This is a genomic window from Sulfitobacter dubius (assembly GCF_900113435.1).
Lineage (GTDB): Bacteria > Pseudomonadota > Alphaproteobacteria > Rhodobacterales > Rhodobacteraceae > Sulfitobacter > Sulfitobacter dubius.
Genome location: NZ_FOPG01000002.1, coordinates 399,081 through 419,547, shown reverse-complemented (window position 1 = coordinate 419,547; position 20,467 = coordinate 399,081). Strand labels below are relative to the sequence as shown.

Below are 20,467 nucleotides of genomic sequence, written 5' to 3'. Positions count from 1 at the left end.
GGCCGTCTTTGCGCGGCTCTCATTGTTATTTGTCGTAGATGTAATCGGGCAGCCATGTCGCGATCTGCGGGAAGACCATGACGAGTATCAGCGCCAAGACCATCACCAGCACGAAGGGCGTGATCGAGGCATAGATGTCGCGCAGGGTAATCTCTGGCGGAGCCATGGCGCGCATCAGGAACAGGTTATAACCAAACGGCGGGGTCATATAGGCGATCTGCGTGGTGATCGTGTACAGGATACCATACCAGATCAGATCAAAGCCCAGCGCACCGACCAAGGGCACATAGAGCGGCGCCACGATGACCAGCATCGCGGTGTCATCAAGGAAGGTGCCCATGATGATGAAACTCAGCTGCATCATGATCAGGATCATCCAGGGGCTGAGATTCATCTTCTCGGTGAATAGGCTCTCAATCGCCTTCACGGCGCCCAGCCCGTCAAAGACCGCGCCAAAGGCAAGAGCGGCGAGGATGATCCACATGAACATGCAGGTGATGCCGAGGGTATTGCGGACGGAGTTCTCAAAAACTTCGCGCGTCATCCGGCCCTTCAGCACGGCAGCGAGGAAGGCCGCCCCTGCCCCGATGGCGGAGCTTTCCACCAAGCTGGTCCAACCGTTAACAAACGGCACCATCATCACCGCAAAGATCACCAGCGGCAGGATGCCCGCGCGCAGAAGGCGCAGCTTTTCGGCACGGGGGATGTCACGATCTTCGGCTGAGAGGATGGGACCAAGTTCGGGGTTCATGCGGCATCGGATCACGATATAGGCAATGAACATCGCCGCCATCATCAGCCCCGGAATGACCCCCGCGAGCCACAGTTGCCCCACGGGCTGCCGCGCGATCATCGCATAAAGCACCAGCACGACCGAGGGCGGCACGAGGATGCCAAGGCTCGATCCCGCTTGGATCACGCCGGTCACCATCCTCTTGTCATACCCGCGTTTCAGCAATTCCGGCAGCGCAATGGTCGAGCCAATCGCCATGCCCGCCACGCTCAGCCCGTTCATCGCCGAAATCAGCACCATCAACCCAATCGTGCCAATCGCCAGCCCGCCGCGCACGCCGCCCATCCAGACATGGAACATCTTGTAAAGGTCATCGGCGATGCGGCTTTCGCTCAGCACATAGCCCATGAAGATGAACATCGGCAGGGTCAGCAGCGGATACCATTTCATCAGCTTCATCGCGGCGGCAAAGCCGATGTCATATCCCCCTTTGTCGCCCCAGAGCAGCAGCGCCGAGACCACAGCGATGAAGCCGATGGCGCCAAACACCCGCTGGCCGGTCAGCAGCATCAGCATCATTGACGAGAACATCAATGTCGCAATCATTTCATAGGACATCAGATGGCCTCACCCTTGAGCCGCAGAACATCTTTCAAGAGCTCCGACAGACATTGCAGCAGCATCAGAAAGATGCCGACGATCATCACGACCTTGATCGGCCAGAGATAGGGACGCCATGCGGAGCTGGATTGCTCCATATGGCCGACCTCTTCGCTGCCGGTGATCAAGCCGCCGAAAAAGCTGAACGGCTCGGTCCCCCAGTAGCCCAGCGAATAGGCGGTAGAGCTTACCGCCCCATAGAGCAGCACGCAGAGATAGAAGATCAGAAAGAAGACGGTGAAGAGGTCAAACCACGCTTTGCGGCGCAGCGACCAATCGCCATAGAGCAGGTCCATCCGCACGTTCGACCCCAGTTGGATCGAATATGGCCCGCCTAGAATGTAGTAGCCCACCATGATGAATTGAGCCATTTCCAGCGTCCAGAGCGACGGGACGAAGAAGGCTTTACTGACGGTGGACCACAATAGCACCCCCATCAGGACAAAGATGCCATACATCATGATCCGCCCGATCCGTCGGTTCATCGCGTCGATGCCCCGGATATAGCCTCGCATGAACCTCATGATGTGGCCTCCTTCATCTCGGGCCGAGCCATGGCGGCGCGCAGCCAATTGCTGATCATCTCGGCCATCTGCTGCTGTTCGGCTTCGGTGGTGATGAGGTCATTACGGATCTCTAGCATGACATGCGGATGACCATGAGCCAGCCCATGTTCTTTCAGTGTATGGGTCACCCCGTCTTGGGGGCCATAGGGCGCGTTGCGCTCGACCTTTAGGTCCGTGAACTCTGGCGCCACCGCCAGCATCGCATCGGCAAGGCGCGTGTCGCTGTCGTGCAGAATGCCGATCTCAACGCCGCGCGGTTTGCCGTGGTAGATCGGCGTGAAACTATGCACCGTGACTATCGCAGGCGCATCGACCTTTTTGATCGTCGCCGCCAAAGTCGCGCGGAATGGCTCGTAATAGCGTGCCACCCGCTCGGCCCGGCCAGCCGCGTCAAGCGTGGCATTGCCGGGGATCGCGAAAATCTCGCTTTGCGCTGGCATCGCGCCGGGGGCTTCGGACGGGCGGTTGCAGTCGTAAACAAGCCGCGAAACGCGCCCGGCCACCAGCACGGCGTCTAAATCCTGCGCCATCACCCGCGCCACGGCCAGCGCACCGGGATCCCACGCCACATGGCTTTCGCGGGCCGCGGCATCCAGCCCAAGACCGTCGTAGCAGGCCGGTATCTCACGCGCCGCATGCTCGCAGACCAACACCAGCGGGGCCTTGGCCCCGGCGTTGATCACCTCGACGGCTTCATTTGAAAGATCTGTCTGCTCTGACACCCTATCCCCCTCAGTTGATCAAACCTCATTCGGGCGAGGGGCTTCTGTCAACAGAATAATGTCAAATTTATTACAACGCTGTTCAGTTTGTGTTATTACTCGTCAAAAGAGGGGCATCCATGGCTGAACCGACGCTGACTATTTCCGACCGTATCCAGCAAGAACTGGACCGGCTGACCCGTGCGGAACGCCAACTTGCCCATTCGATTCTTGAGAATTACCCCGCCTCCGGCCTCGGCCCACTGACGGCGCTGGCGAAGGATGCCAATGTCTCGACCCCCACCGTGGCGCGGATGGTGCAGAAGCTAGGGTTCAAGGGCTACCCTGAGTTTCAGAACGAGTTGCGCGAAGAGCTCAAGGCCAAGGCCAAGAACCCCATTGCCAAACACGACACATGGACCGAAGGCGCGCCCTCGGGCCATGTACTGAACCGTTTCACCGACGCGGTGATCGACAACATCCGCCATACGTTGGGCCAGATCGAGCCCGAGACCTTTGACCGCGCCTGTGCGCTGATCGCCGACACCGCGCACCCGCTTTATATCGTAGGCGGGCGCATCACGCATACGATGGCGGAATATCTGTTTCTGCACGCGCAGATCATCCGGCCCCGGGTCACGCATATTCAATCGACCTCGAACGCTTGGCCGCATTACCTGCTCGACGTGGGCGAAGGCGATGTCTTCGTCATCTTCGACGTGCGCCGCTATGAGAACAACACGCTGAAGCTGGCGGAAATGGCCCATGCGCGGGGGGCCAAGATCATCCTCTTTACCGACCAGTGGCGCTCTCCGGTGCATAGCCTTGCCGATATCTGCTTCTCCAGCCGGATCGTCGCGCCCTCGGCTTGGGACAGCGCGGCGGCCACGCTGCTGCTGGTGGAAAGCGTGATCTCGGCCATGCAGGATATCAACTGGGAAGATACAAAGGACCGCGCCGAGCGGCTGGAAGACATGTTCGACCAGACCCGATTGTTCCGCAAATTCACCTGATCCACAAAGGCTGAGCGCCCTGTCATAAAGGGTATTGGCTTGCCCAAACCCCGCCAGTCGTCTATGGCCAGCACGCCGGGTGTGGTGTCCAGCGCGGTGCCGTGACACGCGCCAAGGCCGGAGGGGGACCGACCATGCGTGATGAAATCTTTTCGCCCAGCGAGCTTGAGCGCCATTATGACCTCGCGCCATCGCCTGCGCTGGCGGCTGAAATGGCCGATATCTACGCCAAGATGGACCGTGTCGTCTCGCCCCCCGATTGGGCCATTCACGCGCCCTATGTCGCCGCGATCAACAAGCTGAAAAAAGAGCGTAACGCGGTCATCCTTGCGCATAACTACATGACGCCCGACATCTACCACGGCATTGCGGATTTTGTCGGCGACAGTCTGCAACTGGCGATCAAGGCGACCGAGGTTGAGGCCGATGTGATCGTGCAATGCGGTGTGCATTTCATGGCCGAGACCTCGAAAATCCTGAACCCGTCAAAAACCGTGCTGATCCCCGATATGGAAGCAGGCTGTTCGCTGGCCGAAAGCATCACCGCCGAGGGTGTCGAGCAGATGCGCGCGCAATACCCCGGCGCGCCGGTGGTGACTTACGTGAATACCACAGCCGAGGTGAAAGCCGCGTCAGACATCTGCTGCACCTCCTCCAACGCCGCGCAGATCGTCGCCGCGATGGAAAGCGACACCGTCATCATGACGCCCGACAAATACCTCGCCCAGAACATCGCCAAACAGGTGCCCGAAAAACGCATCGTCTGGTGGGACGGCGCCTGCATCGTGCACGAACGCTATACTGCCAAGGATATCGCCGATTACCGCGAGTGGAACCCCGACACCCGCATCATCGCGCACCCCGAATGCCCGCCCGATGTGGTGGCGGAGGCGGATTTCTCCGGCTCGACCAGCGGCATCCTCGACTACGTGCACCGCGAAAAACCGGCGAAAGCGATGCTGGTCACCGAATGCTCCATGGCGTCGAACATCGCGGATGAGTTGCCCGAGGTCGATTTCGTCGGCCCCTGCAACATGTGCCCCTATATGAAGAAGATCACGCTGGAAAAGGTGCTGTGGTCGCTTCACACCATGTCCGGCGCGGTCGAGGTTGAGGCGGAAGTCTCTGAAAAAGCGCGCGTCGCGGTGCAGCGGATGATCGACCTCTCCCGCGAACTCGGCCTCTGAGGGCCGCGCCGGTGCAAGAAATCACAACCGGCAGGATCATCATCGTCGGGGCGGGCCTCGGCGCGCTTTATGCCGCGCTTTGTCTTGCGCCGCGCCCCGTTTTGCTGATCTCGCCTGATCCGCTTGGATCGGGGGCCAGTTCTGCTTGGGCGCAGGGGGGTGTCGCTGCTGCGATGGCGCAGGCCGACAGCCCCGAGGCGCATGCACTAGACACCATCGCCGCCGGTGCCGGCACGGTAGAGGCGCGCGTCGCGGCGACTGTGACGGAAGAGGCCAGCGCCCACATCCTTGCCCTGACAGACTTTGGCACCGCTTTCGACCGCAGCCCCGATGGCGGTTATGTCATGTCCCGCGAGGCGGCGCATAGTTTCGCGCGTGTGGTGCGGGTACAGGGCGATCAGGCAGGGGCAGAGATAATGCGCGCCTTGATCGAGCGGGTGCGCAACACCCCGTCGATCCAAGTGCTTGAAGGCGTGCTGGCGCGCGGATTGGACAGCGACGGCAGTAAAGTCACCGGCGTTGAGATTGAACTGGCCCGGCCCGAAGGCTCCGCACCCGCCCTGCTGCGCGGCACAGGCGTTTTGCTGGCGGGCGGCGGCTCGGGCGGGCTTTATGCGCTGACGACCAACCCAGCCCGGATCCGGGGGCAGGTTATCGGCATGGCTGCCCGCGCGGGCGCGCTCATTGCCGATGCGGAATTCGTGCAGTTCCACCCCACCGCCATCGACTGCGGCGAAGACCCCGCCCCCTTGGCAACCGAGGCCCTGCGCGGTGCCGGGGCGCATTTGATCAACCGCGAGGGGGCCCGGTTCATGACCGAGGTCCACCCGCTTGCCGAACTCGCCCCGCGTGACATCGTGGCCCGCGCGATCTTTGCCCAGACCCAAGCGGGCCAGCGCCCCATGCTCGACACCCGCGCGGCCTTGGGCCCTGCGGTACTGGCCGAGTATCCCGCCGTCGCCGCCGCCTGTGCGCGCAACGGCATCGACCCTGTGATCCAACCGATCCCTGTGGCCGCCGCAGCGCATTACCACATGGGCGGCGTGGCCGCGGATGCGCATGGGCGTTCCAGCCTCGCCGGGCTTTGGGTCTGTGGAGAGGCGTCTTCGACCGGGCTGCACGGCGCGAACCGGCTGGCATCGAACGGGCTGCTCGAAGCGCTGGTTTTTGCCCGCCGCGCGGCGCAGGACATGCTTGAGGAATGCAGCACCGGCGACAGCGGCACGGTGGCCCTGCCGGACCTGCCCGCAGGCGAAACGCCCGATGAGACCCTCGTCGCCCAGTTGCGCCAAACCATGACCGCCCATGTCGGCGTTCTGCGCGATGCGGAAGGGCTGCAACGTGCCCTTGCCACGATTGCACAGATCGAAGCCGCACAACCCGACTGCGCCCAGCTCCAAAACATGACCGCCACCGCGACGCTGATCGCCGCCGCCGCCCTCGCCCGCCGCGAAAGCCGCGGCGCGCATTGCCGCACTGATTATCCCGACACGCTCCCCGAAGCCGCGCGCAGTTTTCTGACACTGGCCGAGGCCACCGCATTCCGCTCCAACCCTGAGGAACTTCCCGCATGACCACCGCCCTGCCCGACCTGATCCTTGAGCCGCTGGTCCGCGCCGCGCTGATGGAAGACCTCGGCACCTATGGCGATGTCACCACGCGCAGCGTGATCCCCGAGGGCACGACCTATACCGCACGGCTGCGCGCCCGTGCCGAGGGGGTCGTTTCCGGTATGCAGATCACACGGCTGGCCTTTCATCTGGTCGATCCAACGCTTGAGGTGCGCACGCTGAAAGAAGACGGAAGCACGATTTCCAAAGGCGACACGCTGATGGAGATCGAAGGCTCTGCCGCCGCGATCCTGTCAGCAGAACGTGTGGCGTTGAACTTTGCTGGACGGCTGTCGGGCATCGCCACCCTGACGGCGGCCTGCGTGGCCGAGACCACGGGCACCGAGACCCGGATCACCTGCACCCGCAAGACCACGCCGGGGCTGCGGATGGTGGAAAAACAGGCGGTGCTGCATGGCGGCGGGTTCAACCACCGCTTTTCCCTCTCGGATGCGATCCTGATCAAAGACAATCACATTGCCGCATCCGGTGGCATTCGACCTGTCTTGCAAGCTGTGAAAAGCAACGCCTCGCATATGATCCGCGTCGAGATCGAAGTCGACACGCTGGCGCAGCTTGAAGAGGTCTTGGACGAAGGCGGCGCGGATGTTGTGCTGTTGGACAATATGGACACGGATAAGCTGCTTCAAGCTGTGGAAATTGCCAATGGGCGCATCGTGCTTGAGGCTTCGGGTAACATGACCCTGCCCCGCCTGGCCGAGGTCGCGGCGACGGGGGTGAACTATATCTCTATGGGCGCGCTCACACATTCTGCGACAACGCTGGACCTTGGGCTGGATTTCTGAACCAACTGGGGCAAAGATCGCGCAGCCAGCGAAGGGAGCCCCGCCATGTCCGACCTTACCATCCGAACCGTGAGAGACCATGACCGCGCCGATTGGGAGCGGCTTTATCAAGGCTATGCCGAATTTTACAAAGTCGAGCAGACGCCAGAGATGCGCGCGCGGGTCTGGTCTTGGCTGCATGATCCGCTGACCGAAGTCGAAGGGCTGGTCTGCGAAAATGCCGAAGGACGGGTGATCGGACTGACTCATTTTCGGCATTTCGCCCGCCCCTTGGCAGCGGCGACGGGCTGTTTCCTCGACGATCTCTTTGTAGATCCCCAAGCCCGCGGCAGCGGCGCTGCAGACGCGCTGATCGGGGAGGTGAAAAAGATCGCCCAGAAACGCGGCTGGAGCCTCGTACGCTGGATCACGGCCGAGGATAACTACCGAGGCCGTGGGGTTTATGACAAGCTGGCCACCCGGACCAACTGGGTCACCTACGACATCAAGCTGTAGGGTCCGGCGCCTTTTTCGGGGCATCGGGATTGGTCGGCTCGTCTAGGTCCGTCACCAGCTCTGCCTCCTCGATATCGTCAGTCCGGGTTGTCAGCGCACCCTCTGTTGGCGTTGTTTCCGGAGCCCCGACGATCAGTGGGAGCATCTGCACACCGCTTGGCATGGCGACTTCCGAGAGCGGCGGCGTTTTCCATTCCAATGTATCGAAGCTCTTGCAGTTTTCGCAGATCGGCTTCCATTCGGCGTGGATGTGGTGACAGTTTTCGCAAATCCACTGCGGCCCGCGCGAGACATTCAGCGCGCGTGTCAGCCAGCCTTTCACAACCGTATCAGACGCGCCTTCGCCCCGCTCAATTGCGGCCATCAGCGTGACGGAACGCGCCGATGGATCTGTCTCAACCAGATTGCCAAGCGCACGGCGCGCTTCGGGGAAATCTTCGTTGGCGATGTGCAATTCGGCCAGCAGCATCTTGGTTTCGGGATGGTCGGGCTGTGATTTGGTCAGCGCGCGGAACCGTTTGATGCGCTGCTGCGGGGTCTCATCCGGCTGAACCTCGGCAAAGGCGGCGGCGAGATCGGGGTGCGGGTGCACGCTCCACGCTTTTTGCAGCACTTTCGAGGCATAGCGCGGTTTGTCCTGCGCGATGTAGCTGCGCGCGGCCATCACGGCGGCTGGCACCAGATCGGGCGACAGGCGGTTGGCTTCGATCGCGGCCTCGCGCGCCTCAATGCTGTTGCCTTCGGCGATGACTTCGCGGGCTTCCGACAGCGCCAGAACCGCGTCGCGGCGTTTGTGCACATCGCGCGGCAGGTGGCCGTTTTTGTACTTGGCCTGCAAGGTGCCGCGCGCACCGGTCCAGTCATGCTTTTCGGCCTGCAACTTCAGCAGCGTATCGCCGGTTTCCTCATGCTTGGGCTTCAGCGCGAATGCCTTCTCAGCCAGTTTCAACGCTGTCTCAGTATCCCCGTCAGCCAGCTTTTGTTTCATGATGCCACGCACGCCGACAAAACGAGTCTTTTCGTCTTCGACCAGCTTGCGATAGGTCCGCTCGGCTTTGCGGCGGTCGCCTGCAAGCTCTGCGGCCTGCGCTGTCAGCAGATTGGTCAGCGCCGGGCGTTTAAGATAGCGGTCCGCCTTAGCGGCCTTGGCCATAGCAACCTGTCCTTCACCGCTGGCCAGCGCCATCAGCCCGTCAGACAGCGCCTCATAGCCCTTCCGCTCACGGTTGCGGTCAAAGTAGCGCGACAGCGCCGTCTCATCTCCGTTCAGGAAATGCCATGTGGCCGACAGCAACGCGACGATCTTAAGCAGCACCCAGACCGCGAACATCAAAAGCAGAACGGCGATCACCGATTGAAGTGGCCCAAGGGTGTATTCCGTGCCCGCCACGGTCAACTGTATGCCGCCTTGGCTTTCCAGCAAGAAGCCCGCGCCCCACGCAAGGGCGGCAACGAGCACGACGAAAAGAACGATTTTAATAAGAGACCAAAGCATTTTTCGTTCCTCAGTTGGCCGTCAGGCGTTGGGAGAGTTCATCAGCGGCGGCTTCGGTTGCCTGCCGTGCGCGCGCATCGGCAAGCCATTCCGCCATCGTATCCTGCGCCGGGGCGGGCAGCGTTTCGATCTCGGCCAGCGCATCGGTTAGACGGCCATCGCGTACAGCCGCCTCGGCCCGAGACAGGACGGCATCTGGGTCTGTCCCTTCGCGCGGCGCGACCGAACGCGCCCCAAGCTGGCGTTTCAGGAAACTGCCAAAGCCGCCTCCTTCGCCCTCATCCGGCACTTCGGCGCGGGCGGTTGCCAGCGCTTGCCGCGCCGCATCAGGATAACGCGCCTGAAGGTTGGCAAGGGTCACGACACCACCAGCGGCAGTGTCCGCGAGCGGTTGGGGGATATCTTCGACCCCGGCGGCCTGCAATTCGGCCAGCGCGGCCTCATAGGGTCGTCCTGCGCTGATCGCGGCGTTCATCTGGGTTACGGCAGTTTGAGCGCGGGCTGCCTCCGCCGCGGCGGCAGTAGCCTCTTCGGCGCTTTGGGCGTTATCCAACAGGGCTTCAATCTCGCCACGTTGTTCGGCAACCGAAGCACGCAGGGCTTCCATTTCACGCTCAAAGGCCGCAACTGCAACTTCGTTTTCACCGCCGCTCACGGGCTGTTTTTCAACGGTGGTAAGGCGGCTGTCGATCTCGGCCAATTGGGTCTGGAGGACCGAAAGCGTCTCCCGCGCGGCGGTCAACTCCTCGCCAAGGGCATCAACCTTAGGGAGGCTTTCGGGGAAGGTAACGGGCTCATCGGCGCGGGCCTCCAAATCCGCGATTCGGGCCTGTTGCGCCTCCATCGCGCTTTGCAGTTCCGCCGCGCTTTGCGCACGGGTGCCCAGAACGTCGTATTCCGAAGCGGCAAAGCCCAATCCAGCGGCAATGACCCCACCCAGCAGCATCGGGAAGAACACGCTGCGCTTATGTTCTTTAGGGGCTGGCTCTGGCGTTGGAGTTGGTTTGGGTGTGCTGGCGCTGGTACTTGTTTTATTGGGTTTGCTTGCGGTCGATTTCGTGGCGGACTCGCTCGACTTTGTCGCTGGTGTCGAAGCACGCGAAGGCGAAGAGCCCGTGGCAGATTTGTCATTTGAAGGCGAGGCGTTGGATGCAGGTTTCGCATCCCCCTTGGGCAGGGTCGGCTCTGGCTTTGTATCTTTAGCGGGCGACGGGTCCGAAGCCGCTTTGTCATCCTTAGTCGACGCGATAGGTGCGGCTTTGGTGGCCGTGGCCTTATCATCAGACTTCGACGTCACACTTGCTGCCGCGGGTTTCGCGCTATCGCTGCCTGTGGTTGGCTTGGCCGCGCTGCTGTCGGTCTTTCCAACTTCGGGCTTCGCCGCATCAGGCTTTGAGGCGTCATTCGTCACATCACTCGGCGTCTTGGCGCCACTCTCATTGGTCTTTGGCGCATCGGCCTTAACCTCTGGTGTCGCCTTATCCGCCAACGATGGCGTCTGATCGGCCGTGGTCTTGTCCGCTTCGCTTTTGCTGACCGTTTTCTTGGGTTTCGCCACGCCGTCCGCCTTTCAATTCTGAACCTGTCATTCACTCGCAAAGGCGAGCTTACCCGGCATACCTATGCCCCTCAAGGCAAGGTGGTGCGGCGAAAGAGTTTTTCAACGGCTTCCGCCATGGCTTCGCCAGTGGGTTCTGCGGCGACATCATGCGCATAGAGCGGCAGAGCTTCAAGCGCCTCTGCAGCGGCAGAGCTAATTGACACGGCCATGACTCCCGTGGTGCAGGCGGCCTGTTGGGCGAAATGGTGCGCGCTGCGGGGAGAAAAGAGCGGCACAATGACCGGTGTAGAGCCTTCTAACAGCGCCTGAGCCTCTGGTGAGAGCGGCATCAGGTTTTGTTCATAGACAATCACAACCTGTGTGGTCAGACCCGAAGCGCTTAAAATTCCAGCGATATCGCCGCGCCGATGACGACCAGCAAGATGCAAAAGTGGCCCAATATCGGTGCGCCCCGACAGGTTCGCTATCATTGCTTCGGCGTCCAACCCCGCCATTTGTGCCTGCCAACCTGACTTAGCCGCCGCCGCCGTGGTTTGCGGCCCGACACAATAGGCAGGCATTCCACCCCCCGCTGGCGCATGGGTCACCCCATTTGCGGAAGTGAAGATCACCCCGGCGAACGGCGTAAGGTCGACCAGCACAGCGGTCGGCGCAATTTCAACCAGCGGAGAGATAACAGCCCCCATGCGCAGCGCAGGAGAAAGCCGTTCCAGAAACTGCGCAGCACCGAGTTGCGGGCGTGTCAGAAGCAATCTTGGCTGTGGCATCGCAAGGCTCCGGCATTGTTTGCGCGTGAGAGCGGTGTTACCTGCGGTGCAGGTGCCTTGCAACGGAAAGCCCCCCATGCCCTATCGCCAATCCCAGACACGCCTGATCCTTGGTTTGGAAAGCAGCTGCGACGATACGGCAGCAGCCGTAGTGCGTATTGAAGAAGACGGACGCGGCACGGTTCTGGCGTCGGTTGTTGCGGGCCAGACCGAATTGCACGCCGATTTTGGCGGTGTCGTTCCTGAAATCGCCGCCCGCGCCCATGCAGAGAAATTAGATCACTGTGTAGAGGATGCACTGGCCGGGGCCGGGATCACCCTGCCGCAGATCGACGCCATCGCCGTTACTGCGGGGCCGGGGTTGATCGGCGGTGTGGTCTCGGGCGTGATGTGCGCCAAGGGACTGTCAGCGGCGACGGGCAAGCCGCTTTACGGGGTCAACCATCTGGCCGGCCACGCGCTGACGCCGCGACTGACTGATGATGTGCCCTATCCCTATTTGATGCTACTGGTCTCGGGCGGTCATTGCCAGTTCCTGCTGGTCCGCGGGCCTGAGAGTTTCGATCGCCTCGGCGGCACAATTGATGATGCGCCGGGCGAGGCATTTGACAAGGTCGCGCGGCTATTGGGCCTGCCGCAGCCCGGTGGACCTTCGATCGAGAAATGCGCGCAGGAGGGCGATGCCAAACGCTTCGCCCTGCCGCGTCCGCTGTTGGATCGTGAAGGGTGCGACATGTCCTTTTCGGGTCTGAAAACCGCTGTGCTGCGCGCCCGTGACAAATGTGTGGCCGCCCATGGCGGGCTGACGCGGCAAGATCAGGCGGATTTAGCGGCAGGGTTCCAAGCCGCCGTGGTTGAGGTGTTGGCCCATAAGACGCGCCGCGCCTTTGCAGAGTATCCGGCAGAGGGCGCGCGGGGTCTGTGCGTAGCGGGGGGTGTCGCTGCTAATCAGTCAATTCGTGCAGCGTTAGAAACTGTTGCTGCCGAGCAAGAGGCACGTTTTGTCGCTCCGCCGCTGGCGCTTTGCACTGATAACGCCGCGATGATCGCTTTCGCAGCCGGAGAGCAAGCGGTACTGCGCGCCCCCGATGATCTGACCCTTTCGGCCCGCCCGCGTTGGCCATTAGACACTGCGCGGCCGTCGATGTTGGGCAGCGGCAAGAAGGGAGCCAAAGCGTGAGCGTATCGGTTCTGGGCGCAGGGGCCTTTGGCACGGCGCTGGCGATATCGCTGGCGGGCAAAGGTCCGGTGACACTCTGGGCCCGCGAACCAGGCGACATGGCTGACCGACGCGAGAATAGCAAACGTCTGCCGGACTGCCCATTTCCCGATCGCCTTTCGGTGACCAATAGCCTCCCCCTCGGGTGTCGAGCGGACATACTGCTGCTTGCCGTCCCGATGCAAAAGCTGCGCAGCGTACTGGAAGAACACGCTACCCTGCTTCACGGGAAACATCTGGTTGCCTGCTGCAAGGGCATCGAACTCAGCAGCGGCGTCGGACCAGTGAGCGTGATTGCGCAGACGATCCCCGATGCGAAGGCTGCGATCCTCACGGGGCCAAGTTTTGCCGCCGATATCGCACGGGAGTTGCCCACGGCGCTGACCTTGGCCTGCGCAGATGCAGAGGCTGGAAAATACCTTCAAACGGAACTGACCACAGCGAACCTGCGGCTATACCGCACCACGGACACCATCGGTGCGGAATTAGGTGGGGCGCTGAAGAATGTGGTCGCGATCGCAAGCGGTGCCGCGATTGGGGCGGGTCTGGGCGAAAGCGCACGAGCGGCCCTGATGACGCGCGGATATGCCGAAATGCAGCGCCTCGCCACGCATCTGAAGGCCGAACCGACAACGCTGGCCGGGCTTTCGGGCTTTGGCGATCTGACGCTGACCTGCACCTCCGAGCAATCGCGCAACTACCGGCTGGGGCAATCGCTGGGCCAAGGCACGCCCTTTGACCCGTCGACCACGGTCGAAGGTGCCGCCACCGCCCGCGCCGTTGATGCATTGGCGCGCAAAGCCGCGCTCGACATGCCGATTACGCGTGCGGTTGCCGGATTGCTCGACAACCAGTTAGATGTGCCTGGCGCTATGAAATCTCTGCTGACACGCCCCCTAAAGGAAGAATGATATGTTTGTTGCCCTAATCGCCCATGACAAAGCCGATGGCCTGCCGATCCGTCAGGAAAATCGGCCCGATCACCTTGCCTACCTCAAATCCAGCGATGCTGTGGCCCAGGCTGGCCCGCTCTTGAACGGCGAAGGCAGCATGATCGGCTCGCTAATCATTCTGGATGTGCCTGACATGGCCGGAGCCGAAGATTGGGCCGCGAATGACCCCTATGCCAAGGCCGGATTGTTCCAAAGCGTTACCCTGACCCACTGGAACCGGGTGATCGGCTGATGGCCTATTGGTTGTTCAAATCCGAACCCGCAACATGGAGCTGGGCCGACCAGAAAGCCAAAGGCGACGCGGGTGAGGAATGGGACGGCGTGCGCAACTATCAAGCGCGCAACTTCATGCGCGAGATGAAGCTTGGCGATCTGGGGTTCTTCTACCACTCGCAGAAAGACCGTGAGATCGTTGGCATGGTCGAAGTTTGCGCCGAGGCGCACCCCGACAGCAGCACAGATGATCCGCGTTGGGAATGCGTGGACATTAAGGCGGTACGGTCTTTCGCCGTTCCGGTCACGTTGGATACGATCAAAGCCGATCCGCGACTTGAGGATATGGTGCTGGTGAAAAACTCCCGCCTATCGGTGCAGCCGGTAACGGACGCGGAATGGGAGTTGATCTGCACCTTGGGAAAAACAGCACCCTAGGCCCAGCAGGTTTTGACCATTGTGAAACGAAGAAGGGTTCCGGCACCCCGCCAGAACCCTTCTCACCCCATGTGCTCCCGTAACCACCACACATGTTCTTTAAACGTTGGTCTGCCCTACCTAGCCGATACTAGAGAAATAGCCGAAACGACTGTTTTGCGCAACTTTCGACTATGTCAAAGCCCGTTCAAAAACGAAACGCACGCTTAACCAAGCGCGCGCTTCAAGAAAGGATTTGTTAAGGTACCCTAAGGGCTTGCTCAGCCGTAAACCGACTCTTTGCCAAAGTGTTTGACCAGCATATAATAAACCACGGCGCGGTATTTGTTCCGCTCGGAACGGCCATAGGTTTCTATCGCTTTTTGAATACCGCCCATCAGATGTTCATCATCCGGCAGGCCGAGTTTCTTGATAAGAAAATTGTCCTTCACAGTGTTCAATTCCGCCGTGTCGCTCGAAGACACCGTCTGCGCGTCGGCGTTATAGATCGACGGACCGCAGCCGATAGTCACCTTGGTCAATAGGTCCATGTCTGGATCCATGCCGCATTTGTTCTTCAGGTCTTCGGCGTATTTCGCGATCCATTCATCACGCTTGCCCATAACATCTCTCCCAATAGTAAACTTCGGCCCCGCAGGGGTTCCTGAAACGGGAGCCTAAAGTCATATCGCTGTTTTGCAAAAGATTTATTTCGCCGCCGTTTGTAGCCCCATGCTGAGCACAAAAAAGAGGCGCCCCAAGGGGACGCCTCTACGCTAAATATCCGTCCGTATCTTAGGATGCGTCGTCAAGGCTGACGTCGTTTTCAAGCCCTTCAATCTGGCTTTCATCAACCTCTGGCTGCGCTTCCAACTCGGCTTTGGTCCAAGTGCTCAGCTTCAGGTCATTCTCAGCCGCCATAGAGATTTCTTCAAGCGGTACGGCGACGGTGTGTTCGCCAAGGCCAAGGAAACCACCCACGCCAACGACTGCGGCATAGCCCGTGTCGGTTTGGATCACGTAATCAATGTCACCGATGGTATCACCGTCAGCTTCGACAACGGTCAGGCCAACCAAGTCACCTACGACCATGCCGGAAAAGGCGTTGCTCATGCCGGTGTCGGTCCGTGTGACGTCTGTTTCCATGTCAGCTTCGGTGTCGGAGGCGACATCTTCAGTCAGATCAGTTTCATTCTCGCCTTCGATTTCAGCGGTCATTTCGCTATCGACTTCGGCGTTTTCCTCAGCAGCGACATCGGTATCGGTTTCAGTCGTCGCTGTGCCGCTTGTGTCTGTACTCAGCGTCGAATTCGACTCTGAATCAGCATTCCCGGCCAGACCCGCTTCGGCGTCTGTGGTTGGCGCCACCTCTTCGGTCTCGGCGGTCAGTTCAGCGTCATTATCGACTTCGGTATCACCGTCGATTTCTGCGCTTTCGGTCGGCGCGGTCAGCACTTCATCAGTTGCCTCCGGGTCGTTTGTCCCTTCGTAATCATCTGAATCTTCGCGCGACATTTCGGCAGTTTGCTCGGCTTCTTTTTCAACCGATGTGCCAAGATCGTCGGCGGTGTTGGACACGGTTTCACCAGAGACGGTCGCTTCGGCATTTGCTGCTGCACCAGCAGTGGTGTCGGCAGTCTGAGCGAAAGCGGTGCCCGCTGTCAGAGCAAGGGCGGCGACGGTCGATTTCAGGAATGTACGTTTCATTTTCGAACTCCTTTGTAATGGTCTGGGGAAGAAACACCGCCCGGATGACTATGTTCCGCTTCCTACCCGGAGCGCGCGGATATCTGCCTGAATCCGCCGAGAGATAATTTATATACATACTTTCAAATGGTTAAACGAAAGACGCCGCCCTGCGATATGCAAGACGGCGTGGTTATTTTTACGAAAGGGCGGTGAACCGACCGATTAGTATCGATAATGTTCGGGCTTGAACGGACCTTCGGGGGTCACGCCGATATAGGCAGCCTGTTCCGGGTTCAGCTTTGACAGCTTCACGCCGATCCGATCGAGGTGCAGGCGGGCAACTTTTTCATCCAGATGTTTGGGCAGGATGTAGACGTCATTGCCGTATTTGTCGGTGTTTTCCCAGAGCTCAATCTGCGCCAAAACCTGATTGGTAAAGGAAGCTGACATCACGAAAGACGGGTGGCCGGTGGCGTTGCCGAGGTTCAGCAGGCGCCCTTCGGAGAGCAGGATCAGGCGATTGCCGTTCGGCATCTCGATCATGTCCACCTGTTCTTTGATGTTGGTCCACTTGTGGTTCTTCAGCGCGGCAACTTGGATTTCGTTGTCGAAGTGGCCGATGTTGCCGACGATCGCCATGTCCTTCATCTCGCGCATATGCTCGATGCGGATCACGTCCTTGTTGCCGGTGGTGGTGATGAAGATATCGGCGGTGGCTACGACATCTTCCAGCAGCACGACTTCAAAACCGTCCATCGCGGCTTGCAGCGCGCAAATTGGATCGACCTCGGTCACTTTCACGCGGGCACCCGCACCGCGCAAGCTTGCGGCGGAGCCTTTGCCCACATCGCCGTAGCCCATCACAACAGCGACCTTACCGGCCATCATCGTGTCGGTGGCGCGGCGGATACCGTCGACGAGACTTTCTTTACAGCCATATTTGTTGTCAAATTTCGACTTGGTGACAGAGTCGTTCACATTGATCGCGGGGAAGGGCAGTTGGCCCTGTTTCACCAATTCATAGAGACGGTGCACGCCGGTGGTGGTCTCTTCGGACACGCCTTTGATCTGGTCGCGCATCTTGGTGAACCAGCCGGGGCTTTCCGCCATACGCTTTTTGATCTGGGCAAAGATCGCTTCTTCTTCCTCGGACTTGGGAACGGAGATCAGCTCATCTTCGCCATTCTCAACCCGTGCACCAAGCAGGATATAGAGTGTCGCATCGCCGCCATCGTCAAGGATCAGGTTCGGGCCGTCGGGGAACATGAAGGATTTGTCGAGGTAATCCCAATGCTCAACCAGCGACTGGCCTTTGATGGCGAAGACCGGAACGCCCGCTTCGGCGATCGCCGCCGCGGCGTGGTCTTGGGTGGAGAAGATGTTGCAGGATGCCCAACGCACATCCGCGCCAAGTGCGACGAGCGTCTCAATTAGCACGGCGGTCTGGATGGTCATATGCAGCGAACCGACGATCCGCGAGCCTTTCAACGGCTTGCTCTCACCGTATTCGTCGCGCAGCGCCATCAGACCCGGCATCTCGGTCTCGGCGATGTCCAGCTCTTTGCGCCCGTAGGCCGCCAGATTGATATCTTTAACAATATAGTCGTGGGCCATGCGGCGCTCCTGTTTGAAGTGTTGCAGGGCGGTTAGCACCTTCGCCGCGAATTCTCAATGTGAATGGCAGAGGCCCCTACCGTATCACTTCTGAAGAGCGGCCAGTTGCTTATCGCCCGACAGCCCCGCCATCCAATCGTCACCTTGGGCCAGGACGCAGGCATTACCGTCTGCCAATGTCTTGACCAATGTCCATGTGCCCGATTGATCCGATGCCCAAAGTTGATTGTTGTCCTCGCGCTGACCCGGCACAGGCTCTTCGCCGTACCAATCGATCAGGGCAGACTTCATTTCCTTGGCGGGCATGCAGACTTCTTCTGCCTGTGCAGCACCTGCGAGGCTGGCCAAGGTAACTGCAAGTATCGTACCGGAAAAAACGGGTTTCATGATTATCTCCTTCGTGGGATGAACAGGGTGTAATGGGCAATGGTTCCCAAAGGATTACCAAGGAAGGACCGCATCGCGATGGCTCAGAAACCCCGCGCGTGGCAAAGGATGCTCTCAGGTCGGCGGCTAGATCTGCTAGATCCGACCCCGGTGGATGTTGAGATTGAGGACATCGCGCATGGGCTGGCCTTCGTCGCCCGCTGGAACGGCCAGACGCGGGGCGACTATGCCTATTCGGTCGCTGAACATTCGCTGTTGGTCGAGACGATCTTTGCCCGGATCGCCCCCCGCGCGCCTGCGAAATGGCGTTTGGCTGCGCTGCTGCATGACGCACCTGAATATGTGATCGGCGACATGATCTCGCCCGTGAAGGCTGCCGTTGGGCCGGATTATCGCGCCTTGGATGAGCGGTTGACCACCGCCGTGCATGTCCGCTTTGGCCTCCCCGCCAGCTTGCCGGTGCGCGTCAAGCAGCAGATCAAAAAGGCGGATCGTGTCAGCGCATGGATGGAGGCGAGCCAGATCGCTGGCTTCTCCGAGACCGAGGCGACCCGTTTCTTTGGCCGCCCCGATGCGGCGCTGATGGAGGGGCTGACCATCCTGCTGCGCCCGCCGGTCGAGGTGCGGGCCGAGTTCACGGAACGGCACGCGGCGCTGCTGCGCGAAATGGCGTGATCCACATCCGCCGCGCCGGAGCGCTCGATACCCGCGCCTTGGCCGACCTACTGAACGCTATCATCGCCAAGGGCGGCACCACCGCAATGGTCAGTCCCGTCACCGCGCGTGAGTTGCAGGGCTGGATGGCCACCCCCGATAGCGCGTGGCATCTGGCAGAAGATGAAAGCGGCAGGATCAAAGGCTTTCAGTATATAGAGCCCCATCCAGACCTGCCCGAAGGCGGTGTGGATGTCGCGACCTTCGTGCGGGTCGGCGAGACGGGCTTCGGCATCGGCTCGGCCCTGTTCGAGCAGACAAAGACTGCCGCGCGTGACCTAGGCTATGCCCATATCCACGCCATCATCCGCGCCGACAATTCCGGCGGATTGACCTATTACCAAAGCCGCGGGTTCGAAGATTTCCGCCGCCTGCCCAACTGTACACTGGCCGACGGCACGCGGGTCGATAAAATCTGGAAACGGTTCGAGCTTTAGCGCGGCGAGCGTTTTGCCAAGATACGCTGCAAGGTCCGCCGGTGCATGTTCAACCGCCGCGCGGTTTCCGATACATTGCGATCACAGAGTTCATAGACCCGTTGGATATGTTCCCACCGCACGCGATCCGCACTCATGGGATTTTCCGGCGGCTCGGGCAGATTGCCCCCGGTGGCCAGAAGCGCGTTCACGATGTCATTAGCATCAGCGGGTTTTGAGAGGTAATCCGTAGCGCCACTTTTGACCGCCGCAACCGCCGTGGCAATCGCACCATATCCGGTCAGCACGACAACCCGCGTATCGGCGCGTTTGTCGCGGAGCACTTCGACAACATCTAGACCATTGCCATCCTGAAGGCGCAGGTCGACAACGGCAAAGGCCGGGGGACGCGCGGTGGCGATGGCCTTGCCCGCCGCAACAGAACCTGCGGTTTCCACCTCAAAGCCGCGTTTTTCCATCGCCTTGGCCAAGCGGCGCAGAAACGGCTCATCGTCATCGACCAAAAGCAAGCTGCGGTCTGGGCCTAAGTCGGAAATATCCTGCATCAACGTCCCCTCTCAAAGGCTAATATGGGGCGGCTATCGCGGCGGGTCAATTTCAGCTTTGATCGAGGAAGCAACCAATGCTTTCGGCCATCTGCTCGGGGCGCACTTCGCGGCGGAAAAAGTCCACGACGCCTTCCTCGGGCATGACCAGATAGCTGAAAGTCGAATGATCGACGAGGTATTCACCATTCTCATCTGCCGGGTGGGCCTTGTAGTAGGTGCGGTACGCTTGGCTGGCCGCTTTGACCTGTTCAGGCGAGCCGGTCAGCCCCACCATACGCGGGTGCATTACCTCGGCAAAGTCACCGACCACTTCGGGCGTGTCGCGCTCGGGGTCGACGGTAATGAAGACAGGCGTAATGCTTTGGCCGCGCTCATCCAAAATCTCGGTCGCCGCTGCGTTGCGGTCCACATCCAAGGGGCAGACATCGGGGCAAGAGGTGTAGCCGAAATAGATTAACGCAGGCTCGGAGATCACATCAGCATCGGTCACGGTCTCGCCGGCGCCGTTGACCAATTCAAACGGACCGCCGATGTCGCCACCTGCCACTTGGCTCGACCGGCAGGAGGCATAGGCGTCATCCTCGCCGCGGAGCACCATAAAGGCCGTGCCCGCCAGAAATACTGCTGCAACCCCAACCGCACCAAATGCAATCATCCGTTTCATGTCAGTCCTCCGGGCCAT

The 20,467-nt window shown here is 60.4% G+C and carries 24 protein-coding genes; 12 read left to right on the top strand and 12 right to left on the bottom strand.

What is annotated here, in order from left to right; genetic code table 11:
- Window positions 1-25 precede the first annotated feature (25 nt).
- The 3 genes from BM229_RS10750 to BM229_RS10740 are packed head-to-tail and all read right to left on the bottom strand — an operon-like array spanning window position 26 to window position 2,681.
- Window positions 26-1,351 (bottom strand): TRAP transporter large permease, encoded by a 1,326-nt coding sequence (locus tag BM229_RS10750; protein ID WP_093927639.1) that lies wholly within the window; start codon window positions 1,349-1,351, stop codon window positions 26-28.
- Complete coding sequence (locus tag BM229_RS10745; RefSeq protein WP_208604064.1) at window positions 1,351-1,917, bottom strand: TRAP transporter small permease subunit; 567 nt, start codon at window positions 1,915-1,917, stop codon at window positions 1,351-1,353. The genes BM229_RS10750 and BM229_RS10745 overlap by 1 nt, the downstream gene beginning before the upstream one ends.
- Entirely contained in the window at window positions 1,914-2,681 is a 768-nt protein-coding gene (locus BM229_RS10740; protein WP_093927638.1) for an N-formylglutamate amidohydrolase, read from the bottom strand. The genes BM229_RS10745 and BM229_RS10740 overlap by 4 nt, the downstream gene beginning before the upstream one ends.
- Before the next feature lie 119 nt (window positions 2,682-2,800).
- On the opposite strand from BM229_RS10740, the gene BM229_RS10735 reads away from it, so the two are divergent.
- The 5 genes from BM229_RS10735 to BM229_RS10715 all read left to right on the top strand — a co-directional run bounded on the left by BM229_RS10735 (window position 2,801) and on the right by BM229_RS10715 (window position 7,771).
- Window positions 2,801-3,673 (top strand): MurR/RpiR family transcriptional regulator, encoded by an 873-nt coding sequence (locus BM229_RS10735; RefSeq protein ID WP_093927637.1) that lies wholly within the window; start codon window positions 2,801-2,803, stop codon window positions 3,671-3,673.
- Window positions 3,674-3,807: 134 nt separating this feature from the next.
- The gene (gene nadA, locus BM229_RS10730; RefSeq protein WP_093927636.1) at window positions 3,808-4,860 is read left to right on the top strand and encodes a quinolinate synthase NadA; all 1,053 of its coding nucleotides are present in this window, start codon (window positions 3,808-3,810) and stop codon (window positions 4,858-4,860) included.
- Between the two features lie 11 nt (window positions 4,861-4,871).
- Complete coding sequence (locus tag BM229_RS10725; RefSeq protein WP_093927635.1) at window positions 4,872-6,434, top strand: L-aspartate oxidase; 1,563 nt, start codon at window positions 4,872-4,874, stop codon at window positions 6,432-6,434.
- Window positions 6,431-7,276 (top strand): carboxylating nicotinate-nucleotide diphosphorylase, encoded by an 846-nt coding sequence (gene nadC, locus BM229_RS10720; protein WP_093927634.1) that lies wholly within the window; start codon window positions 6,431-6,433, stop codon window positions 7,274-7,276. Before BM229_RS10725 ends, nadC begins: the two co-directional genes overlap by 4 nt.
- A gap of 45 nt (window positions 7,277-7,321) precedes the next feature.
- Complete coding sequence (locus BM229_RS10715) at window positions 7,322-7,771, top strand: GNAT family N-acetyltransferase (RefSeq protein WP_093927633.1); 450 nt, start codon at window positions 7,322-7,324, stop codon at window positions 7,769-7,771.
- On the opposite strand, the gene BM229_RS10710 is transcribed toward BM229_RS10715, so the two are convergent.
- Together BM229_RS10710 and BM229_RS10705 are read right to left on the bottom strand one after the other, a co-directional pair.
- Entirely contained in the window at window positions 7,761-9,266 is a 1,506-nt protein-coding gene (locus tag BM229_RS10710; protein ID WP_093927632.1) for a heme biosynthesis protein HemY, read from the bottom strand. The two genes, BM229_RS10715 and BM229_RS10710, sit on opposite strands and share 11 nt — an antisense overlap.
- 10 nt (window positions 9,267-9,276) lie before the next feature.
- Window positions 9,277-10,212: a COG4223 family protein gene (locus tag BM229_RS10705; RefSeq protein ID WP_093927631.1), complete on the bottom strand. Its 936-nt coding sequence runs from the start codon at window positions 10,210-10,212 to the stop codon at window positions 9,277-9,279.
- On the opposite strand from BM229_RS10705, the gene BM229_RS10700 reads away from it, so the two are divergent.
- A complete protein-coding gene (locus BM229_RS10700; RefSeq protein ID WP_208604063.1) occupies window positions 10,193-10,768 on the top strand; it encodes a hypothetical protein in 576 nt (191 codons plus the stop codon). The genes BM229_RS10705 and BM229_RS10700 overlap by 20 nt on opposite strands.
- A 127-nt stretch (window positions 10,769-10,895) precedes the next feature.
- Here BM229_RS10700 and BM229_RS10695 read toward each other — a convergent pair whose 3' ends face one another.
- Window positions 10,896-11,594 carry a uroporphyrinogen-III synthase gene (locus BM229_RS10695; RefSeq protein ID WP_167360232.1) on the bottom strand — a complete coding sequence of 233 codons (699 nt, stop codon included), beginning with the start codon at window positions 11,592-11,594 and terminating at the stop codon, window positions 10,896-10,898.
- A gap of 76 nt (window positions 11,595-11,670) precedes the next feature.
- Here BM229_RS10695 and tsaD point away from each other — a divergent pair, with 76 nt between their 5' ends.
- Genes tsaD through BM229_RS10675 form a run of 4 tightly spaced genes read left to right on the top strand, consistent with a single transcriptional unit; the run spans window position 11,671 to window position 14,417 of the window.
- Window positions 11,671-12,774 carry a tRNA (adenosine(37)-N6)-threonylcarbamoyltransferase complex transferase subunit TsaD gene (gene tsaD, locus BM229_RS10690; RefSeq protein ID WP_093927628.1) on the top strand — a complete coding sequence of 368 codons (1,104 nt, stop codon included), beginning with the start codon at window positions 11,671-11,673 and terminating at the stop codon, window positions 12,772-12,774.
- Window positions 12,771-13,724 (top strand): NAD(P)H-dependent glycerol-3-phosphate dehydrogenase, encoded by a 954-nt coding sequence (locus tag BM229_RS10685; protein ID WP_093927627.1) that lies wholly within the window; start codon window positions 12,771-12,773, stop codon window positions 13,722-13,724. The genes tsaD and BM229_RS10685 overlap by 4 nt, the downstream gene beginning before the upstream one ends.
- Window position 13,725: 1 nt before the next feature.
- A complete protein-coding gene (locus tag BM229_RS10680) occupies window positions 13,726-13,998 on the top strand; it encodes a YciI family protein (protein WP_093927626.1) in 273 nt (90 codons plus the stop codon).
- Entirely contained in the window at window positions 13,998-14,417 is a 420-nt protein-coding gene (locus BM229_RS10675) for an EVE domain-containing protein (RefSeq protein ID WP_093927625.1), read from the top strand. The genes BM229_RS10680 and BM229_RS10675 overlap by 1 nt, the downstream gene beginning before the upstream one ends.
- Before the next feature lie 260 nt (window positions 14,418-14,677).
- Here BM229_RS10675 and BM229_RS10670 read toward each other — a convergent pair whose 3' ends face one another.
- From BM229_RS10670 to BM229_RS10655, 4 genes are all read right to left on the bottom strand, one after another.
- Window positions 14,678-15,019 (bottom strand): DUF2853 family protein, encoded by a 342-nt coding sequence (locus tag BM229_RS10670; RefSeq protein WP_093927624.1) that lies wholly within the window; start codon window positions 15,017-15,019, stop codon window positions 14,678-14,680.
- A gap of 172 nt (window positions 15,020-15,191) precedes the next feature.
- Entirely contained in the window at window positions 15,192-16,103 is a 912-nt protein-coding gene (locus BM229_RS10665; protein WP_093927623.1) for a PRC-barrel domain-containing protein, read from the bottom strand.
- Window positions 16,104-16,307: 204 nt separating this feature from the next.
- Window positions 16,308-17,699 carry an adenosylhomocysteinase gene (gene ahcY, locus BM229_RS10660; RefSeq protein ID WP_093927622.1) on the bottom strand — a complete coding sequence of 464 codons (1,392 nt, stop codon included), beginning with the start codon at window positions 17,697-17,699 and terminating at the stop codon, window positions 16,308-16,310.
- An 84-nt stretch (window positions 17,700-17,783) separates the two neighbouring features.
- Window positions 17,784-18,086: an S-adenosyl-L-homocysteine hydrolase gene (locus BM229_RS10655; RefSeq protein ID WP_243261870.1), complete on the bottom strand. Its 303-nt coding sequence runs from the start codon at window positions 18,084-18,086 to the stop codon at window positions 17,784-17,786.
- A 78-nt stretch (window positions 18,087-18,164) separates the two neighbouring features.
- On the opposite strand from BM229_RS10655, the gene BM229_RS10650 reads away from it, so the two are divergent.
- Both BM229_RS10650 and BM229_RS10645 read left to right on the top strand, forming a co-directional pair.
- On the top strand, window positions 18,165-18,761 hold the full coding sequence (locus tag BM229_RS10650) for an HD domain-containing protein (protein ID WP_093927620.1): 597 nt from the start codon (window positions 18,165-18,167) through the stop codon (window positions 18,759-18,761).
- Window positions 18,758-19,237, top strand: a complete 480-nt coding sequence (locus tag BM229_RS10645; protein WP_093927619.1) for a GNAT family N-acetyltransferase — start codon at window positions 18,758-18,760, stop codon at window positions 19,235-19,237. The genes BM229_RS10650 and BM229_RS10645 overlap by 4 nt, the downstream gene beginning before the upstream one ends.
- On the opposite strand, the gene BM229_RS10640 is transcribed toward BM229_RS10645, so the two are convergent.
- Window positions 19,234-19,782 (bottom strand): ActR/PrrA/RegA family redox response regulator transcription factor, encoded by a 549-nt coding sequence (locus BM229_RS10640; protein WP_093927618.1) that lies wholly within the window; start codon window positions 19,780-19,782, stop codon window positions 19,234-19,236. The genes BM229_RS10645 and BM229_RS10640 overlap by 4 nt on opposite strands.
- Window positions 19,783-19,834: 52 nt before the next feature.
- Window positions 19,835-20,449 (bottom strand): SCO family protein, encoded by a 615-nt coding sequence (locus tag BM229_RS10635; RefSeq protein ID WP_093927617.1) that lies wholly within the window; start codon window positions 20,447-20,449, stop codon window positions 19,835-19,837.
- Window positions 20,450-20,467 lie beyond the last annotated feature (18 nt).

Bases quoted from the DNA above. Each gene is read 5' to 3' on its own strand.
- BM229_RS10750 (WP_093927639.1), bottom strand. From the start codon at position 1,351: ATGTCCTATGAAATGATTGCGACATTGATGTTCTCGTCAATGATGCTG.
- BM229_RS10745 (WP_208604064.1), bottom strand. From the start codon at position 1,917: ATGAGGTTCATGCGAGGCTATATCCGGGGCATCGACGCGATGAACCGA.
- BM229_RS10735 (WP_093927637.1), top strand. From the start codon at position 2,801: ATGGCTGAACCGACGCTGACTATTTCCGACCGTATCCAGCAAGAACTG.
- nadA (WP_093927636.1), top strand. From the start codon at position 3,808: ATGCGTGATGAAATCTTTTCGCCCAGCGAGCTTGAGCGCCATTATGAC.
- nadC (WP_093927634.1), top strand. From the start codon at position 6,431: ATGACCACCGCCCTGCCCGACCTGATCCTTGAGCCGCTGGTCCGCGCC.
- BM229_RS10715 (WP_093927633.1), top strand. From the start codon at position 7,322: ATGTCCGACCTTACCATCCGAACCGTGAGAGACCATGACCGCGCCGAT.
- BM229_RS10710 (WP_093927632.1), bottom strand. From the start codon at position 9,266: ATGCTTTGGTCTCTTATTAAAATCGTTCTTTTCGTCGTGCTCGTTGCC.
- BM229_RS10700 (WP_208604063.1), top strand. From the start codon at position 10,193: ATGACCCCACCCAGCAGCATCGGGAAGAACACGCTGCGCTTATGTTCT.
- BM229_RS10705 (WP_093927631.1), bottom strand. From the start codon at position 10,212: ATGCTGCTGGGTGGGGTCATTGCCGCTGGATTGGGCTTTGCCGCTTCG.
- BM229_RS10695 (WP_167360232.1), bottom strand. From the start codon at position 11,594: ATGCCACAGCCAAGATTGCTTCTGACACGCCCGCAACTCGGTGCTGCG.
- tsaD (WP_093927628.1), top strand. From the start codon at position 11,671: ATGCCCTATCGCCAATCCCAGACACGCCTGATCCTTGGTTTGGAAAGC.
- BM229_RS10680 (WP_093927626.1), top strand. From the start codon at position 13,726: ATGTTTGTTGCCCTAATCGCCCATGACAAAGCCGATGGCCTGCCGATC.
- BM229_RS10675 (WP_093927625.1), top strand. From the start codon at position 13,998: ATGGCCTATTGGTTGTTCAAATCCGAACCCGCAACATGGAGCTGGGCC.
- BM229_RS10670 (WP_093927624.1), bottom strand. From the start codon at position 15,019: ATGGGCAAGCGTGATGAATGGATCGCGAAATACGCCGAAGACCTGAAG.
- BM229_RS10665 (WP_093927623.1), bottom strand. From the start codon at position 16,103: ATGAAACGTACATTCCTGAAATCGACCGTCGCCGCCCTTGCTCTGACA.
- ahcY (WP_093927622.1), bottom strand. From the start codon at position 17,699: ATGGCCCACGACTATATTGTTAAAGATATCAATCTGGCGGCCTACGGG.
- BM229_RS10655 (WP_243261870.1), bottom strand. From the start codon at position 18,086: ATGAAACCCGTTTTTTCCGGTACGATACTTGCAGTTACCTTGGCCAGC.
- BM229_RS10650 (WP_093927620.1), top strand. From the start codon at position 18,165: ATGGCTCAGAAACCCCGCGCGTGGCAAAGGATGCTCTCAGGTCGGCGG.
- BM229_RS10640 (WP_093927618.1), bottom strand. From the start codon at position 19,782: ATGCAGGATATTTCCGACTTAGGCCCAGACCGCAGCTTGCTTTTGGTC.
- BM229_RS10635 (WP_093927617.1), bottom strand. From the start codon at position 20,449: ATGAAACGGATGATTGCATTTGGTGCGGTTGGGGTTGCAGCAGTATTT.